Genomic DNA, 14,839 nt, shown 5'->3' on the forward strand with positions numbered 1-14,839 from the left:
CGCGTCACCGCATGGTCTTTTCGGGGAACACGTCGTACTCGCTTCCCGTCACGGTACGCGCGCTCTGTGTCAGAACACCGCCGATCCGCGCAACGATTTAGTTCATATCATCGGATCATTGCCACGCAGCCTTCGAAACGTCGCCGTTGTGCCGCGTCGGTTGCATCCGCACTACGATCCTTCGTTGACGATCGTAGATGCTCCGCCTTGCGACGGCATCCACAATATTGAGGATGACTGCTGGAATCGATCGCACCGCATCCGCGCGATGCGGCGCGTGCGGCAACCTGGGAATGCGGATATCCAAGGCACGCTCACGCGTGCGGAAATGGCCATCACGACCGACATCGGCAGCGGCACGCACGGCGAGCGGATCGGCACCGTGCGCAGCAAGATCAAGGCGATCGTCGCAAGGACGGGCGTAAGAGGAAGCGCGGGTCCCGTCTCGCTGTGCGGCGACCGAACCCACTCAGCGGCACCGGCCGCGCATGCCCTTGCCTGCCGGCGGTTCGCGCACTCGTCCGCTCCAGTTGCCGGACCACGCGGGCCGACGCGACTCAGGTTACGGCTTGCCGTGCAGCGACTCGACGATCCCGTACGCGGTCTTCACGCGATCCTCGATCGGGAAGCTGCGGTTCGCGAGCATCACGATCGCGATCCGCTTCGCGGGAACGAACGCGACATAGGCGCTGAAGCCGTTGGTCGACCCCGTCTTGTTGATCCACGTGTCCGCGCGCGGCGCGAGCGGCGGCTCGAGTTCGGTCGCAGGTGTCGCGTTGTGGAGCATCGGCGGGGCATTCCCCGCGAGCAGCGTCGGCAACGCGACCGGATACGGATACTGTTCCCAGATCAGGTCCTGCGTGAACGGGCCCGCACGGAAATAGCCGGTATGCGTGCGTTCGAGCGCGCGCTGCAGCCGCGGCGACGTTTCGACGAGCCCCATGTTCGCCTGCACGAAGCGCAGCAGGTCGGCCGCCGTCGTCCTGACGCCGTACGCAGGCTGCCACAGCATGCCGCCGGTCATCCGGATCGGCTTGCCGTCCTGCGTATAACCCTGCGCATAATCAACCTGGCGTGCGGCGGGCACGTCGATGTAGGTATGCGTCATCCCGAGCGCGGGGAACAGCCGCTGTTCCATCAGCACTGTGAAGTCTTCATGCATCGCCTTCGCGGTGAGAAAACCGAGCATCCCGATCGCGACGTTCGAGTACGTGCGACGCGTGCCCGGCGCGTACGCAGGCCGCCACGCGTCGAGATAACGCATCAGGTCCGCGTCGTCGCGGATGCTGTCCGGCACCTGCAGCGGCATTCCGCCGGGCGTATGCGTGCCGAGATTGAGCAGCGTGACGACGCCGAACGGCTTGCCCTGCAGCGCGGGGAGGTACTTGCCGGCCGGGTCCGAGAGCGACAGCTCGCCGCCTTCCTGTGCGTTCGCCGCAAGCGTCGCGGTCAGCGTCTTGCTGACGGAGCCGATCTCGAACAGCGTGTCGCCGGTCACCGGCTTGCCGGTTTGCGTCGACATCACGCCGTAGTCGAACACATAAGGCTTGCCGTCGACGACGACGCCGATCGCCATGCCGGGAATGGCAAACTGCTTCATCAGCGGCGCGACGTGGCGGGTCACGGTGTCGTGAATTTCGTCCTGCGTGGCAGCGGCCGCGCGGCCAGCCATGGCAGCGGCGCACGCGGCGACGAACAGGGTCGCGGCGATGCGGATCGCGTTGAATCGCATGATTGCGGTTCCTTCGATTTTATGATGGTTGCGTGAACAACAGGTCCGGCCGCGCCGCGCGAGGACCGTGGGCAGCCGGCCTGTCGAGCAGGACTATCGCCCGCAGGCTGCTTGCGAACAATCGATGAAATTTTGCGCGAGCCTAAAGAAAATCTTATGCGGCGCGTGAACCGGCCATGCGGACGTCAGTCCGGCAACCGGTCGAGAAATGCCAGCATCGCGGTGTTGAAGCTCGCCGGCCGCTGCAGCGGCGCGAAGTGGCTCACGTCCGGCAGGATCGTCAGCGTCGCGCCCGGAATCGTGTGTGCGAGATACGCTGCATGGTCGAGGCGGATGAATTCGTCGTGCTCGCCCTGCACGATCGCGACCGGCACGGCGATCGCCGCGAGGTCGGCCGCGCTGTAATCCGGTTGCGTGCGCATCATTTCGCTGACGGCCGCGACGAACGCATCGAACTCGCACGGCGTCGCGGACAGCCGCACGTAGTCCTTGCGGTGCCGCGCGAAGCAGCGGTCGATCAGCGGGCCCGGCACCATCTCCTTTGCGCCGCCCGGATCCATGTTGCACGCAAAGAAGAACACGCCCGCCGCACGCGCCGGCGCGCGGGCAGCCAGCACGAGCGACACGCACGCGCCGTCGCTCCAGCCGACGAAGCGTGCGCGCCCGATGCGCAGCGCATCGAGCACCGCGAGCACGTCGGAGGCCATGCGTTCGTAGGAATAAGGGCGATCGTCGCGCGTGCTGCGACCGTGGCCGCGGCTGTCGATCACGATCGCGCGGTAGCCGGCCGCGAGCAATGCCGGCACCTGGTTACCCCAGTTGCCGCCGTGACCGAGGCCGCCGTGCAGCAGCACGACCGGCGCGCCATGGCCGAACGACGCGTGCCAGATGCGCGCGCCGTCGTGGTCCAGCCATCCTTCGGTGTCGGCCGCCGGCAGCGGCGTGCCGCCTTGCGCGTCGAAGCGGACGAGATCGTCGTCGGTGAATTCCGCATTCATCGTTCTGCCGTCCTTTCGAGGGAGACGAGCTTCGGATTGTAATGCGCGGGGTAGCGTGCCGCGACGCGTGCGCGCGCGGCGGGACGATGCGGCGCCGTGCCGTCAGGCCTGCGTCGACACCAGCCCGCCGGACGTCGAGCCGCCCGACTTCTGGATCGCCTGCGCGAGCTGCGCGATCGCCGTCGACAGCGCGGCGGAAATCGTGCTGGCTTCCGCGCTCAGCGTCTGCTGCTCGATCGCCGCGGCCGGATCGTTCTTCGCGCGCTGCGCGGCGGCCGCCATTTGCTGCTGCACTTGCGCAAGCTGTTTCTGCAAGCGCTCGATGAGTTGCTTGAGCTGCGTGACTGCGGGATCCGCGGCCGAGGATCCCGACGCGCCCGGCGTCTGCCCCGCGCCGCCGGCCGGCGCGGCACTGCCCGTCGACGACGACGCGGTGGAAGTCGCCGTCGGCGCGGCACCGGTGCCGGACGGGTTGGCAGTCGCCTGACCGGTGGCAAGCGAAGTCTGAGCGGCGGAAGAAAGATCGATCTGCATCGTGTCGGTCCGTAATGAGTGTGCAACTCGGGTTGGTTGAACAGGGAATACCTTGCAACTTGTTTACGGTATTCGTCAGATAAAACTTTAGCCCCGACCTCCGAAGTGCCTTGAAGCGGCGGTTGCCAAGCGCGTACGGTCGATTGTCGCGAAGGGGCCAGATTAGCCGACCGTCGACGCTGGTAAAATCGCCCGCTGGCCTGCTGCCGCAGCACACCGACTGCTTCCGGCAAGGCCTCGCGGGCTACCCCCGCGTTAGCGCCCGGCCCGGTCGGGCCCGATACGCGATGCCCTCCGGCGCCGTCGATGCGCGAGCCCCGCGCCCGCATCGACATGACGACGCGCCGACTCCGGCACGCACGCCCTTCATCACGCATTTCGAGGAACTCACGATGGCCCGCATCGGCGCCTTCTGCCTGACCACGTGGCTCGCTGCCGCGATTCTCTATTTCGGCCAGCATTCGGTCGCGATGATTGCACTTAGCGGCGTGGTCGTATTCGGCGGATTCGACCTGTTGCGTCCGTAACGGCGACGGCGCGTGCAGCGACGCGATTTGCCGCTACGCTGAAAAATGCCGACCGGCGGGCCGTGACGCAGCGTAAGATGCTGGTCGGAATCGTCATCCTCGCGCAGTGCGAACACGGCAATCACCCACGACCGCCATCCGACCATGAAACAAGGCATTTTCGTCGCCACGCCCGCTTACGGTGGCATGTGCTATCTGCCCTACGTGAACGGGTTGCTGGAGCTTCAGCGTGCGTGCCTGAGTGCCGGCCTCGCGTTCGAATACTTCTACGTGAGCGGCACCGCATTGTTGCATCAGCAACGAAACGTCGCGGTCGAGCGTTTCCTGCATAGCGGCCTGTCGCACATGATGTTCATCGATGCGGACATCGGCTTTCGCGGCAGCGACGTGATCCGGATGTTCGAACAGCAGCACGACGTGATGCTCGGGCTGTATCCGTCCAAGAGCATCAACTGGCCGGCGGTCGCCGAGGCCGCGCGCTCGGATCCGTCGGCACCGCCAGAACGGCTCGCCTTGTTCAGCTCCGATTACAGCCAGACCGTGTATGCGGTGGACGGTTCCGCGCCCCGGATCCAGCTCGATTCGGTTTCCGAAATCCACTCGGGCGGCGCCGGTCTGATGATGATCGCGCGCGGCGTGTTCGAGAAGATGGCGCAAGCTTTTCCCGAGACGAAGGTCAAGTTCCCGCCGAGCTATCAAAACCTGTCGCCGAATTCGACCACCATGTACGAGCATTTCGAATTCCTGAGGGAACCCGACGGTCGCTCGCTGTCGGAGGATCTGTCTTTCTGCAGGAAATGGCGGATGTGCGGAGGCAAGCTGTATGCGTGTTCGTGGTTCAAGACCGTCCACGTGGGCGTTCATCTTTATGAAGGCAACCTGCCGGCGTTGCTCGGTCAATGACCCGCGGGCGCGAACGGCTGGCGCTGCGCGACGCGTAGCGGCGCGAGCCGTCCGGCTTGCGGAAGGCGGCTGACCGCCGCCAGCGCCGCAGCGTCGAGCTGCGTGCGCAGCCCCGCATCCCGGGCTGGTCGATGCGCGCATCGACCAGCCCGTCAACGCTTCAACACATTACCGCGGCAACGTCCTCAACGACGACGGCCCGCCCGACAGCGCAATGCGCTTGCCCGTGTCGCGCAGCTTGCCGCCTTCGACCGCATACAGCGCGAGCTGGCGCTCGACGTTGAACTGCACGATCACGTGCCGGCTATCGGCGGTAAACGCGATGCCCTGCGCGGCTTCGCCGCCCGGCACTTCACTCGTCTGCACCGCACGACCGTCGCGGATCTCGAACAGCACCACCTTGCCGAGCTTGCGGCGGCCCGGGTTGTCGGCCGTCAGGTTCGAGCCGTCCATCGCCTGCACGGCGATCCACTTCCCGTTCGGCGAGATCGCGACGCCCTCCGGCAGCGACGGCACCGTCAGGTACTGGACCGTGCGGAACGGCGTGCGCGACACGTCGATCAGCGCGACCGAATCCGCATCGCCCGCGAGCGTGCCCGTGTAGCCCGGCAGCCCCGCGAGGCCGACGTTGCTGACGACGGCCCAGCGATTGTCGCTCGACACGTCGATCGTATAGGGCGCGACGCCCGTGCTCAGTCGTGTGCCGCTGTCGGTCACCTTGCCGTCGTCGACGTTCAGCACCGCGACGCCCTGCTCGTCGCGCAGCGACACGAGCGCATGCTTGCCATCGTGCGTGAAGCTGATCCCCGCGAGCCGCTTCTTGCCGATCTTCAGGTTGCCGTCGAGCGTCACCTGCGTCCCGTCGATCCGCAGGATCGACACGCTGCCGTCGAGGTTCGCCACCAGCGCGAGCCGGCCCGATCGGTCGATCACGACCCCCTGCGGGTGCGTGCCGAGTTCGATACGCGTGATCGCCGGCGGCGACGCATCGAGGTCCACGACCTGCAGGAACGTGTCGTACACGAGCTGCTTCGCGTTCATGTCGTAGCGCGTCGGCGCGCCGACCAGCGCGAGCTTTGCGCCCGGCGCGATCGCGACGGCCTGCGGCGGCCCCTGGATGCCGTTCTCGACATCGACCTGCAACGCGACCTTCGGCGGAAATACGCTCGCGTCGAGCAGCGTCAGCGTGTCGGCGGGCGGTGACGCGAGATAGGTATCGCGCCCTTCGACGCGCTGGTACTTGCCGTCGTTGCCGGACACGATCCAGTCGGCCGCGTGCGCGGCGACGGCAGTGGTGACGAGCGTCAGCGCGGCGAGCAGGCGGGCGCGACGAAGGCGAAAGAGATTCGAATGCATGGCGGTCGGTTCTCCGGATCGGTTGCGGACGCAATGATTCGCACGGCCCTGCTGCTCGACGGGCCGATGCAACCGTATGATGCACGAAAGCGCGCGAATCCGGCGTCTCGCGCCCGCCGCTCAAGAATGCGCCGGGCGGGTTGATGCGCCCAACGCTATGTCACAGACTAATTAATTTGTGACAAAGTGTGCGAGAATTCCAAACCGACGCATTCGGTCGGCACACCGGCACACGCCGCGCAACGCACGGCATCGAGGAAAATGATGGATCGGCAACTGCGCTGGGGCGACGCCAGCAGGATGGACAGTGTCAACGACGGGCGAAATGCAATCCTGCGCGCGACGCTCGATGCGATGATCGAGCACGGGATCGACCGTCTGTCGATCGACGACGTCGCACGTCGCGCGAACATTTCTCGACGCACGCTGTACCGCTATTTCGGCACGAAGAAGGAACTGATCCAGGGCGTGATCGGCGTCGAGAATGCCGCTTTCTTCGACGAGATGCAGCGCGCGCTCACCGGCTTCGAGCACGACTTCGAGGCCTATTGCGAGGAAAGCGTGTGCTTCGCGGTGCGCTACCGCGATCGTCATCACGGCGGCTTTCACCACAACTATCTCGCCACGAGCGTCCCGACGGAAGTGTTCGGCTACATCGTCGAGAACGTCGCGCCGATGTGGCAACGCGTGCTGGAACAGCCGTACCGCGAATACGCTGCCCTGCACGGCGCGCAGGTGCCCGCACTTGACGACGTCATCGCGCTGATCAGCCGCATCGCGCTGGCGTACTCCCTGATTCCGGCGGACGAGCAGGCAATGCGCGCGCAGATGCGCATCCTGTGGACGTTCCGGCGCGAGCCGGCCGCGGCCAGGATAAAGGCGGCACGCTGAACGGCAGCGCGCGCGATGTCGCGCAACCCGGCCGATGCCATCCGATACCGGCCACGTACCTTTCAACTCACACTGGATTTCCCCATGACGACCTGCGGAGCTTCCGTCTCCGGCCGAACACTCGATCGCGCCGACCTGCTGCTTCTCGTCGAAGGCTCGCCCGCGCCGATTCGTCTCGAAGACTGCGACCTCGAAGGCGCGGACCTGTCGCGGCTCGATTTGCGCGGCGTGCGGTTCGAGCGCTGCGCGCTCGCGGAAGCGTCGTTCGTCGGCGCGACGCTCGCGCAGACCGCGTGGATTCGCTGCCGCGCGCGCCAGGCGAGCTTCGCGTCGGCCGATCTCGAGGACGCGCAGTTTCAGTCCTGCGATCTCAACAACACGAGCTGGCGCCGCAGCAAGCTCGGCTCCGCACGCTTCGACGAATGCAGGCTCACCGGCGCCGACTTCGAGGAATGCAAGTCGCTCGGCATCGAATTCTCGAACACGCTGCTGGTCGGCGCGAGCCTGCGACGTTTCTCGTTCCGGAAGACGCGGCTCGTGGCGCTCGACTTCTCGGATGCCGATCTCGCCGGCACGGACTTTCGCGACGCCGTGTTCGAAGGCGGCAGCCTGCGCAACGCGCATCTGAACGACGTCCGGTTCGATGGCGCCGACCTGCGCGACGTGGAGCTCGGCGGCACGCCGAAGCTGCTCGCGTCGGGCGTGCTGCGCGGCGCGACCATCTCGTATGACCAGGCCGCGATGCTGATCGAGAATCTGGGGATCCGGGTCGCTTGACGACTGCACACGCATTTCTTCGCGTCGCGGTCGATATTCGCGACTTCGCTCGCGAGCCGCGCATGCGGCAAATGCCGCCCGGCAATCTGTCGAATATTCTCATCACGTCAGCGGCAATCCGACCGGCGCACGTCACCCACGACCCGTGCGCTCGTATTCGCCGACCGAACCCATCGGCACTCGAATGACTAGGGAAAATCCGGAGACATCCTTCGTGAAGCCCGCGATCGCGCGCGATCCGTCGGTCTATCCGGCCGACGAGGTACTGAGCAAGATGACGCTGCTCAAGCCGATGCGGCCCGAGATTCGCCGGCTCCAGAACCGGTTGTGTGCGCAACTGAAGACCGGGCGCTGACGGGGGCAGCTCGCGTCAGACAACGGCGGGACAGCCACGGCCACTATCCCTGCGCCCGCTCCGCATGCGGCAACGCCGCAGCGAACGTTACGTCGATGAACCGGATCACGTCGTCGAGCGACGACGTGCACGTCGCGCCCGCGGCGCGTTCCCGAAACTCGCCGTCCGGCCCGAGGCAGATGAGCGGCTTGCGCCAGCGCTGCGCGAGCGCGATCTCCTCAGCCGTCCCGTGCCCGCCGGGCAGCGCGACGATCAGGTCGCTGCTCAGCACGTTCACGTAGTTCCGGTTGATGGTATGCGGATCGGCGCCCGGTTCGCGGCGCGGCAGCGGCGTGAGGATCGGGATCTCGACGAACGGATGCGGATAGCCGTCGAGCGGCACGAAGCCCGCGTGCGGATCGGCCTGCGTCGGCACGATGCCGATCGACCGGCCGGCCCGCCCCGGCACGCCGACGAATGCGCGCGCGACTGCCAGCATCACGCCCTGGCCGCCACCCGTCAGCAGGTTGAAGCCGGCCTGCGCGAGCCATGCGCCGAGCGGCTCGGAAAACGTGAGCCATGGTTCCTTGCCCGAGCCCATCACGCCGATCGTTCGGTTGTTGCGTTGCATCGTGAGTTCCGGTGATGAAATTGAATTGAACCGTGCCGTGGCGCCGGGTCGCGAAACCCGGCGCGCGCCGCGCAGCATCATTCGAGTTCGACGCCCTTGAGTTCCGGGATCAGGAACAGCGTCGCGACCATGTCGAGCACGTAGAGGCCGGCGAGCAGCGCGATCGCCGTCTGGTACGAGTAGTGCGTGGCCAGCGCGCCAACCGCCACCGGCCCGAAGCCGCCGACCGCGCGGCCGATGTTCCACAGCACGTTCTGCGCGGTCGCGCGCGCGGCGGTCGGATAGCCTTCGGACATCAGCGTGCCGTAGCCGCCGACCATCCCGTTGACGAACATCCCCATCAGCGCGCCGGCCCACAGCATCGCCGTCGGGTCCGACAGCCGCGCGTATACGATGACCGTCACGACCGAACCGAGCTGGTACAGCAGGAACGTCGGCTTGCGGCCGATGCGATCGGCGAGCTGCCCGAACACCCAGACGCCGATCATCATCCCGACGACGGTCGCCGCCGTCCATAACCCCGACTTCGTCAGCGAGAAGCCCATCTGCTTCGACAGAAAGGTCGGCAGCCAGATCATGATCCCGTAGTAGCCGAAGTTCTGGACCGAGCACAGGATCACGATGCCGAGACTCGTGCGCGCGGTGCGGGCGTCGGCGACGAGCATCCGGAACGCGTTGGCGCGCGGCCGCGTCGCGCGCTGCACGAAGACTTCCGGCTCGTGCAGCCGGTTGCGCAGCATCCACGCGAGTAGCGCGGGCAGCACGCCGACCACGAACATCCCGCGCCAGCCGACATGGAGCAGCAGCATTGGCGTCAGCAGCGCGGCGAGCAGCACGCCGGCCTGCCAGCCGAGCGCGACGTAGCACGAGACGCGTGCCCGCTTGCTGGCCGGCCACGCTTCGGCCGCGAGCGCCATGCCAATTCCGAACTCGCCGCCGAGGCCGATGCCCGCGATGGTCCGATACACGAGCAGATCCCGGAAACCCTGAGCGAACGCGCACAGGCCGGTGAAGACCGCGAACAGCATGATCGTCCAGGTCAGTACGCGCACGCGGCCGTAACGATCGCTCAGGGCACCGAACAGAATGCCGCCCGCGACGGCGCCGATCAGCGTCCACGTGACAAGCGCGCCGCCCTGCCCGGGCGTCAGCTGCAATGCCGCCGTGATCGCCGGCAGCATGAAGCCGAGGATCAGCAGGTCGAAGCCGTCCATCGCATAGCCGATCGCCGAACCGGCCAGCGCCTTCCACGCGTACGCCCCGACCTGCTCGTCGCGCGGCGCCGCCGGATCGCCAAGCGCCGAAGATTTCATGTTTGCTGCCATGGTGTCCTGCCGGAAATGTCCGGGCGACATTCTAAAGCCTGTTCCCGCGCATGACGGGCGCCGGACGCGCACGCGGAAAGCGCCGCGCTGCCCGCTTCCGGGAATGGAAGCAGGCAGCGCATGAAATGAATTTGAAAGATATTGAAGCCGGCGATCCCGCAGTCAGGCGGGACACCAAAAGAACGCGATGAAGCGGGTGTTGCGAGGCCGACGTCGCCTCCGGCGCGGGTCGAACGACACCGGGGCGGTGCCGGTGCAGTGCAGCCTCAGCCCTGATCGTCGCCGGGCCACCAGGTCTTGGCTTCGCGATCGACGAGCAGCGTATCGATATCCTTGCCTTCGAGCCATTTGGGTCGCGGGCCACGGCCCGACCACGAACGGCCGGTCGTCGGATCGTAATACTTGGCTGGCGCCTTGCGTTTTCGCTGGACGATGTAGCCGAGGGCGCTCAGCACTTCCTGCTGCGAGATGCCCAACAACTCGACCTGCTCCTTGAATGCCGCGAGCGCGGCTTGCTTCTCCTTCTGCTTGGCTTCCGACAGCTTGATGTTCAGGTCCCGAAGTTGTGCTTCGAGATCCCGCAGAGCCTGGGTCATGTATTCATCCTCTTTGGGCATGTTTTTATTCAAAAAACCTCCGATGGCCGAACCTATCACGAAGTTCCGTCAATCGGTGTTGCGATATGTGACTCGTTGGCCTGGACCTGTAAGATTTTCGAAGTGTGCCGAACGCCACGCCGTCGTCGAAAACCGCACGGGATCGGCACGCAACATATGACGCGCCGCGTCCGAGCGCGCGGCGAGCCATCGGTGGCGACCTCCTCGCTACCTGGCGCCGCACCCGGGCACAGGCGCGGCATGGCGCGAATGATAGCAGTGCGCATCCGTCATGTTCGAGGACTTTTGCGGTCCGGCGCACACTTGCCTGCGCCAGCCGGCGAGCGTCGACGCCGGTGCGACGGTTTGCGTGCCGAAGCTGCACGCGCGCGTGTAGTGGATGCAGCGGAGAGCCGCTGCCGCGCGCATCGACTCGCTAGCGGTCGGACAGCCAGTCGAGCGCGAGACACGGGTACCCGCCGCGCGATCGGTTCGCTGAACGCGATCGGCGACACACCGACGTCGGCCATGTCATTCAGCATCGTCGCCCGGGTTGCATTGTCGGCGCGGACCGAAGACGGTCGCACGCGGTTCGCAGTCTTGTGAATCCGGCTGCGGAAAATCCGTGCTCGTCGAGTCGCAACGCAAGGAACGTGTCGACATCGATATGGATGACGTAACGTTCCACTTCTCCGGGCGACGCGGCAAGAAAGCTGTCGGCCTCGCCCGGAGCGGGCACGCGCGAGGTCGCACGCGCGATCGCATCCGAGACGAAGACACGTCACGATGGGCCCTCTCTTGCTCTCGTGATTTTTCGAATGCGTCAGGGCATCGGCGAAGCGGACGCACCGCCACGCGGCCCCGACGCTTCCCGCCAAACGGGAATGTCGAGCGGTGGCGTGTCTTGCCTTGCACCGGCGATGAGCGGCCGCTGCTAAGCGTCGCGGCATCGCGGTGCGACGCCACACCATGCAACCCGACGCGCTTACGGCAGCCGCGGCGCGTCGCGCAGCACGGCTTGCAGCCCTGTCGCGAACGGCGTCGCATGATCGATCCCGAGTGCGCGCACGCGCGATGCATCCAGGTGGCAATTGTACGGACGCGGCGTCGCATCGGCCGGCGTGTCGATCGGCGCAAGCGCCGCGTCGACGCCGAGCGCGGCCGCGATCCGCTGCGCGATGTCGTACTTCGTCATCGGCTCCTCGCCCGACCAATGACGGATGCCCGTGACGGGCGAGCCCGCGAGATGGCGCAGCGTCAGGTCGCGGATGACCGCCGCGACGTCGGGCGTGTAGGTCGGATAGCGGATCGCCCATGCGTCCATCCCGACTGCGTCCGCGCCCGGTCGCGCGGACGCGACGATCGCCGGCGCGAGGCTCGTGACGGCCGACTCGCGCCAGTCGACAATCGGGCCGTAGAGCAACGGCAGCCGCAGCACGCAGGCAAGCGGCGACGCGGCGAGCAATGCGGCCTCGCCTTCCAGCTTGGTACGGCCGTAGATGTTCAGCGGGTTCGGCGCGGCGTCTTCGCGGTACGGCGCAGCCTTGCCGTCAAATACGTAGTCGGTGGAGATGCCGAGCGTCCACGCGCCGTAGCGCGCGGCGAGCGCGCCGATGCGGGCCGGTGCGTCGACGTTGATCGCGCGCGCGGCCGCGGGGTCGCGTTCACAGACGTCCGGGCGACGTTCGGCGGCGCAGATGATTACGGCGGCCGGGCGACGGGTTGCAAAGAGGTGTTCGAGCGCCGGCTGATCGAGCGCGTCGAGCCGGACGACGTTTTCCGGCGGCAAAGCGAGCCGCCGTGCGCCCGCGGTGTCCGGATTGCGGATCGTTCCGATCGGCGTCAGCGACGATTCGCGGGACAGCGATGCGGCAACCGCGCGGCCGAGCAGGCCGGACGCGCCGATGAGGAGGATGGTCGGATGCGACACGGTAGCCAACGATGAAAGGGGATGAGGGCCCCCAATCTATACGAGAACATGCGGCCGATGTCGATTTCGATCGCACGTCGATGACGTGCGATCGATGAAAACAAGGCCCGGTGCGCGATTCCGCGCACCGGGCCCGTCGTGCGGCACCAAGCCTCGCGCCCGCTTACTTCCGGTCGAACGAATAGCGCCCCGGCCCGCTCACCGCGAGCAACAGCAGGCCGCCGATGATGCTGATGTTCTTGTAGAAGTTGATCATCGCGAGGTATTGGTCCATGCCCTGCAGCGCCCAGTAGCGATGCCCGATCAACGCGGTCGCGAGCGTATAGACCGCGAACACCAGCGCGAGCGGACGCGTATAGAACCCGACCGCGATCAGCGCGCCGCCGACCAGCTCGACCGCCACCGCGATCACCGCCGACAGCTCGGGCGATGGTGCGCCCGTCGATGCCATGTACGCGACCGTGCCCGAGAAGCCGTTCAGCTTCTGCCAGCCGAACAGCACGAACAGGATCATCATCAGCACGCGAGCCGCCAGCAGCAGCTCGTCCTTCTTCGACTCCAGCGAAACGTAACGCATAGCAATCACCTTGAATTGACGGTTTGACGCATTCGGTGCCGATGGCCGCCGCAACGGCGAACCCACGGATCGGCAACGAACCCGCCTCGCACGATCGAACTGCGGGCCGGCCGGCCCGCTGCCGAAGAATCCGTCCGGTCGCGCCGTCATGGCGCGCTGCGGTGCGGTTCTGGCGAAGCACGGGTGCAGTCTACTGTCTCACCGGAAATCATCAATCCGCCGAAACAAGATTGGCTGTCGCTATGTAGTGGACAATTGTCACGCAACAAACACATTATTGCGGCCGGGCACATCGGCCGGCGCGCCAGCCTGCCGGATCACATCAAATCGACCGGCAGCGTCTTGTCGAGATTGTCGTGCCATGCGCGAATGGTCTTCGGCACGGTCTTTTTCCACGCCGGCACGCTGGTGTAATAGCGCATCCGCACCTTGTCTTGCGCATCGAACACGAGCAGACCGATCCACAGATCGGTGCCCCGGCGCATCACGATCGCGGCGTTCGTCGTCGCGATGCCGCGTACCCAGTACGACTTCACGCCGGCATTCAGGCCGTCGAGATCCTGTTCGTCCGCGCTGGAATTGACCGTGTCGACGAGCGTCTGATAATCGGCGCCGAGCAGCTTGTGCGCGATCGCGTTCTCCCGCGCATCGGCCAGCACCTTCAGGGTCACGAGATCCGGCGCCTGACTCGCCTGCGCCTTCGACGCCGTCACGTAGTCGCCCGAATACACGACGCCCGCGCCGGCGCCGCAATCGGCATCGCCGCCCTGCTGCGCGACCTGCACGCGCCCGCCCTTGCGGCTGAAATCGAGCCGGCATCGATCCTGGCGAAACGTGCCGCTGTCGCCGTGCAGTTCGATATCGCCGCTGAGACCGCCGGTATTCGCGCCGTTGTTGCCGCCCAATTCGAAGTGAAGACGCGGTGCCGTGCCGGTGAACGTCAGCACGCCGCCGAACGACGGGTTCGCGCTGTCGCGATGCCACGTCTGCTGCCACCGATCGGGGGCAAGCGGTGTGCCGTTCAGGCTCGCGAGCCGCTCGCGATAGCGGTCGCCGAGGCACGGCGCATCGTTGCCGCAGCGATCGCGCTGTTTGAGCCATTTCAGCTGCGCGGCCTTCAGCGCGGCCGTATCGCCGCCTTTCGCGAGCGCCTTCTTCCACGCAGCCGCCAGTTCGCCGTCGAGCGACGACAGCCCGGCGTCCGCACAGATGGCCTTTTCGGTCGGCGAAGCGGCTTTCGCGCAATCGAAGCCGGCCGCATGCGCGGCCATCGACGAGATCGTGAGCACTGCAAACATCATGACGGATCGCAGATTCGCACGCCGCGCATGCCGGCGGTGAAGCGTGGCTTGCCCTCGCTCGCCCGCGCGAGCATTCGATCGATTCTTCATTGTCATTGGACTGGACTCGTCGTGAATGGCGGTGAGTAGAAGCTACGTGCTCGATGCGATTCGCGGTAAAAACACCCGGCCCGGCATGCACTGCCGGCCGTCGCCCCCGGCGAAGCCTAACGCGAATGCGCGCCGCCGATCAATCGTCGCGCGGCGCCGCGCGCGAGCGAATGGAAAACCATCCGACACCGGCACACGAGCGCCGAAACGAGACCATCGCCGCGCTCCACGCGCGGGCCCGCATGCCGCCCGCCGACGAGCTCACGCCACTCGCCATGCCGCTCGACGGAAGCCGTCGCGACTCCCACCGCGCGCGCAACGTCTCCTTCGTCGGGTC

Annotated in this window: 15 protein-coding genes and 1 pseudogene; 5 read left to right on the plus strand and 11 right to left on the minus strand. The window is 66.4% G+C overall.

Features of this window, described 5'->3' with window-relative positions; genetic code table 11:
• Positions 1–115: 115 nt before the first annotated feature.
• From ACT2FV_RS15160 to ACT2FV_RS15175, 4 genes are all read right to left on the minus strand, one after another.
• A complete protein-coding gene (locus ACT2FV_RS15160; protein WP_444504222.1) occupies positions 116–469 on the minus strand; it encodes a hypothetical protein in 354 nt (117 codons plus the stop codon).
• Positions 470–562: 93 nt separating this feature from the next.
• On the minus strand, positions 563–1,732 hold the full coding sequence (gene ampC, locus ACT2FV_RS15165; RefSeq protein ID WP_444504223.1) for a class C beta-lactamase: 1,170 nt from the start codon (positions 1,730–1,732) through the stop codon (positions 563–565).
• 185 nt (positions 1,733–1,917) lie between these two features.
• Positions 1,918–2,730 carry an alpha/beta fold hydrolase gene (locus ACT2FV_RS15170; protein ID WP_444504224.1) on the minus strand — a complete coding sequence of 271 codons (813 nt, stop codon included), beginning with the start codon at positions 2,728–2,730 and terminating at the stop codon, positions 1,918–1,920.
• A gap of 102 nt (positions 2,731–2,832) precedes the next feature.
• Entirely contained in the window at positions 2,833–3,264 is a 432-nt protein-coding gene (locus ACT2FV_RS15175; protein WP_124629452.1) for a hypothetical protein, read from the minus strand.
• 392 nt (positions 3,265–3,656) lie between these two features.
• On the opposite strand from ACT2FV_RS15175, the gene ACT2FV_RS15180 reads away from it, so the two are divergent.
• The gene (locus ACT2FV_RS15180) at positions 3,657–3,791 is read left to right on the plus strand and encodes a hypothetical protein (protein WP_006750603.1); all 135 of its coding nucleotides are present in this window, start codon (positions 3,657–3,659) and stop codon (positions 3,789–3,791) included.
• Between the two features lie 144 nt (positions 3,792–3,935).
• Positions 3,936–4,694, plus strand: coding sequence for a hypothetical protein (locus ACT2FV_RS15185; RefSeq protein WP_444504225.1), 759 nt, complete (start codon positions 3,936–3,938; stop codon positions 4,692–4,694).
• Positions 4,695–4,862: 168 nt separating this feature from the next.
• On the opposite strand, the gene ACT2FV_RS15190 is transcribed toward ACT2FV_RS15185, so the two are convergent.
• Entirely contained in the window at positions 4,863–6,050 is a 1,188-nt protein-coding gene (locus ACT2FV_RS15190; RefSeq protein ID WP_151048040.1) for a beta-propeller fold lactonase family protein, read from the minus strand.
• A gap of 264 nt (positions 6,051–6,314) precedes the next feature.
• Between ACT2FV_RS15190 and ACT2FV_RS15195 the strand changes: the two genes are divergently transcribed.
• The 3 genes and pseudogenes from ACT2FV_RS15195 to ACT2FV_RS15205 form a co-directional block, all read left to right on the plus strand.
• Positions 6,315–6,941 (plus strand): TetR/AcrR family transcriptional regulator, encoded by a 627-nt coding sequence (locus ACT2FV_RS15195; protein WP_444504226.1) that lies wholly within the window; start codon positions 6,315–6,317, stop codon positions 6,939–6,941.
• An 84-nt stretch (positions 6,942–7,025) separates the two neighbouring features.
• Positions 7,026–7,718, plus strand: a complete 693-nt coding sequence (locus ACT2FV_RS15200) for a pentapeptide repeat-containing protein (RefSeq protein ID WP_059600681.1) — start codon at positions 7,026–7,028, stop codon at positions 7,716–7,718.
• A gap of 211 nt (positions 7,719–7,929) precedes the next feature.
• Positions 7,930–8,073: pseudogene (locus ACT2FV_RS15205) on the plus strand (polyamine ABC transporter substrate-binding protein); the annotation flags it as partial.
• Positions 8,074–8,116: 43 nt separating this feature from the next.
• Here ACT2FV_RS15205 and ACT2FV_RS15210 read toward each other — a convergent pair.
• The 6 genes from ACT2FV_RS15210 to ACT2FV_RS15235 all read right to left on the minus strand — a co-directional run bounded on the left by ACT2FV_RS15210 (position 8,117) and on the right by ACT2FV_RS15235 (position 14,412).
• A complete protein-coding gene (locus tag ACT2FV_RS15210) occupies positions 8,117–8,683 on the minus strand; it encodes an SLOG cluster 4 domain-containing protein (RefSeq protein WP_444504227.1) in 567 nt (188 codons plus the stop codon).
• 77 nt (positions 8,684–8,760) lie between these two features.
• Entirely contained in the window at positions 8,761–10,008 is a 1,248-nt protein-coding gene (locus ACT2FV_RS15215; RefSeq protein WP_444504228.1) for an MFS transporter, read from the minus strand.
• A gap of 266 nt (positions 10,009–10,274) precedes the next feature.
• Entirely contained in the window at positions 10,275–10,604 is a 330-nt protein-coding gene (locus ACT2FV_RS15220) for an H-NS histone family protein (RefSeq protein ID WP_124629457.1), read from the minus strand.
• 985 nt (positions 10,605–11,589) lie between these two features.
• Positions 11,590–12,534: a dTDP-4-dehydrorhamnose reductase family protein gene (locus ACT2FV_RS15225; protein ID WP_444504229.1), complete on the minus strand. Its 945-nt coding sequence runs from the start codon at positions 12,532–12,534 to the stop codon at positions 11,590–11,592.
• A 163-nt stretch (positions 12,535–12,697) separates the two neighbouring features.
• Complete coding sequence (locus ACT2FV_RS15230) at positions 12,698–13,111, minus strand: DoxX family protein (protein WP_059449243.1); 414 nt, start codon at positions 13,109–13,111, stop codon at positions 12,698–12,700.
• A gap of 317 nt (positions 13,112–13,428) precedes the next feature.
• A complete protein-coding gene (locus tag ACT2FV_RS15235) occupies positions 13,429–14,412 on the minus strand; it encodes a lysozyme inhibitor LprI family protein (protein WP_444504230.1) in 984 nt (327 codons plus the stop codon).
• Positions 14,413–14,839 lie beyond the last annotated feature (427 nt).

The organism is Burkholderia sp. PR2 (assembly GCF_052372875.1).
Lineage (GTDB): Bacteria > Pseudomonadota > Gammaproteobacteria > Burkholderiales > Burkholderiaceae > Burkholderia > Burkholderia diffusa.

Bases quoted from the DNA above. Each gene is read 5' to 3' on its own strand.
- ACT2FV_RS15180 (WP_006750603.1), top strand. From the start codon at position 3,657: ATGGCCCGCATCGGCGCCTTCTGCCTGACCACGTGGCTCGCTGCCGCG.
- ACT2FV_RS15230 (WP_059449243.1), bottom strand. From the start codon at position 13,111: ATGCGTTACGTTTCGCTGGAGTCGAAGAAGGACGAGCTGCTGCTGGCG.
- ACT2FV_RS15195 (WP_444504226.1), top strand. From the start codon at position 6,315: ATGGATCGGCAACTGCGCTGGGGCGACGCCAGCAGGATGGACAGTGTC.
- ACT2FV_RS15190 (WP_151048040.1), bottom strand. From the start codon at position 6,050: ATGCATTCGAATCTCTTTCGCCTTCGTCGCGCCCGCCTGCTCGCCGCG.
- ACT2FV_RS15215 (WP_444504228.1), bottom strand. From the start codon at position 10,008: ATGGCAGCAAACATGAAATCTTCGGCGCTTGGCGATCCGGCGGCGCCG.
- ACT2FV_RS15220 (WP_124629457.1), bottom strand. From the start codon at position 10,604: ATGACCCAGGCTCTGCGGGATCTCGAAGCACAACTTCGGGACCTGAAC.
- ampC (WP_444504223.1), bottom strand. From the start codon at position 1,732: ATGCGATTCAACGCGATCCGCATCGCCGCGACCCTGTTCGTCGCCGCG.
- ACT2FV_RS15210 (WP_444504227.1), bottom strand. From the start codon at position 8,683: ATGCAACGCAACAACCGAACGATCGGCGTGATGGGCTCGGGCAAGGAA.
- ACT2FV_RS15185 (WP_444504225.1), top strand. From the start codon at position 3,936: ATGAAACAAGGCATTTTCGTCGCCACGCCCGCTTACGGTGGCATGTGC.
- ACT2FV_RS15200 (WP_059600681.1), top strand. From the start codon at position 7,026: ATGACGACCTGCGGAGCTTCCGTCTCCGGCCGAACACTCGATCGCGCC.
- ACT2FV_RS15170 (WP_444504224.1), bottom strand. From the start codon at position 2,730: ATGAATGCGGAATTCACCGACGACGATCTCGTCCGCTTCGACGCGCAA.
- ACT2FV_RS15235 (WP_444504230.1), bottom strand. From the start codon at position 14,412: ATGATGTTTGCAGTGCTCACGATCTCGTCGATGGCCGCGCATGCGGCC.
- ACT2FV_RS15175 (WP_124629452.1), bottom strand. From the start codon at position 3,264: ATGCAGATCGATCTTTCTTCCGCCGCTCAGACTTCGCTTGCCACCGGT.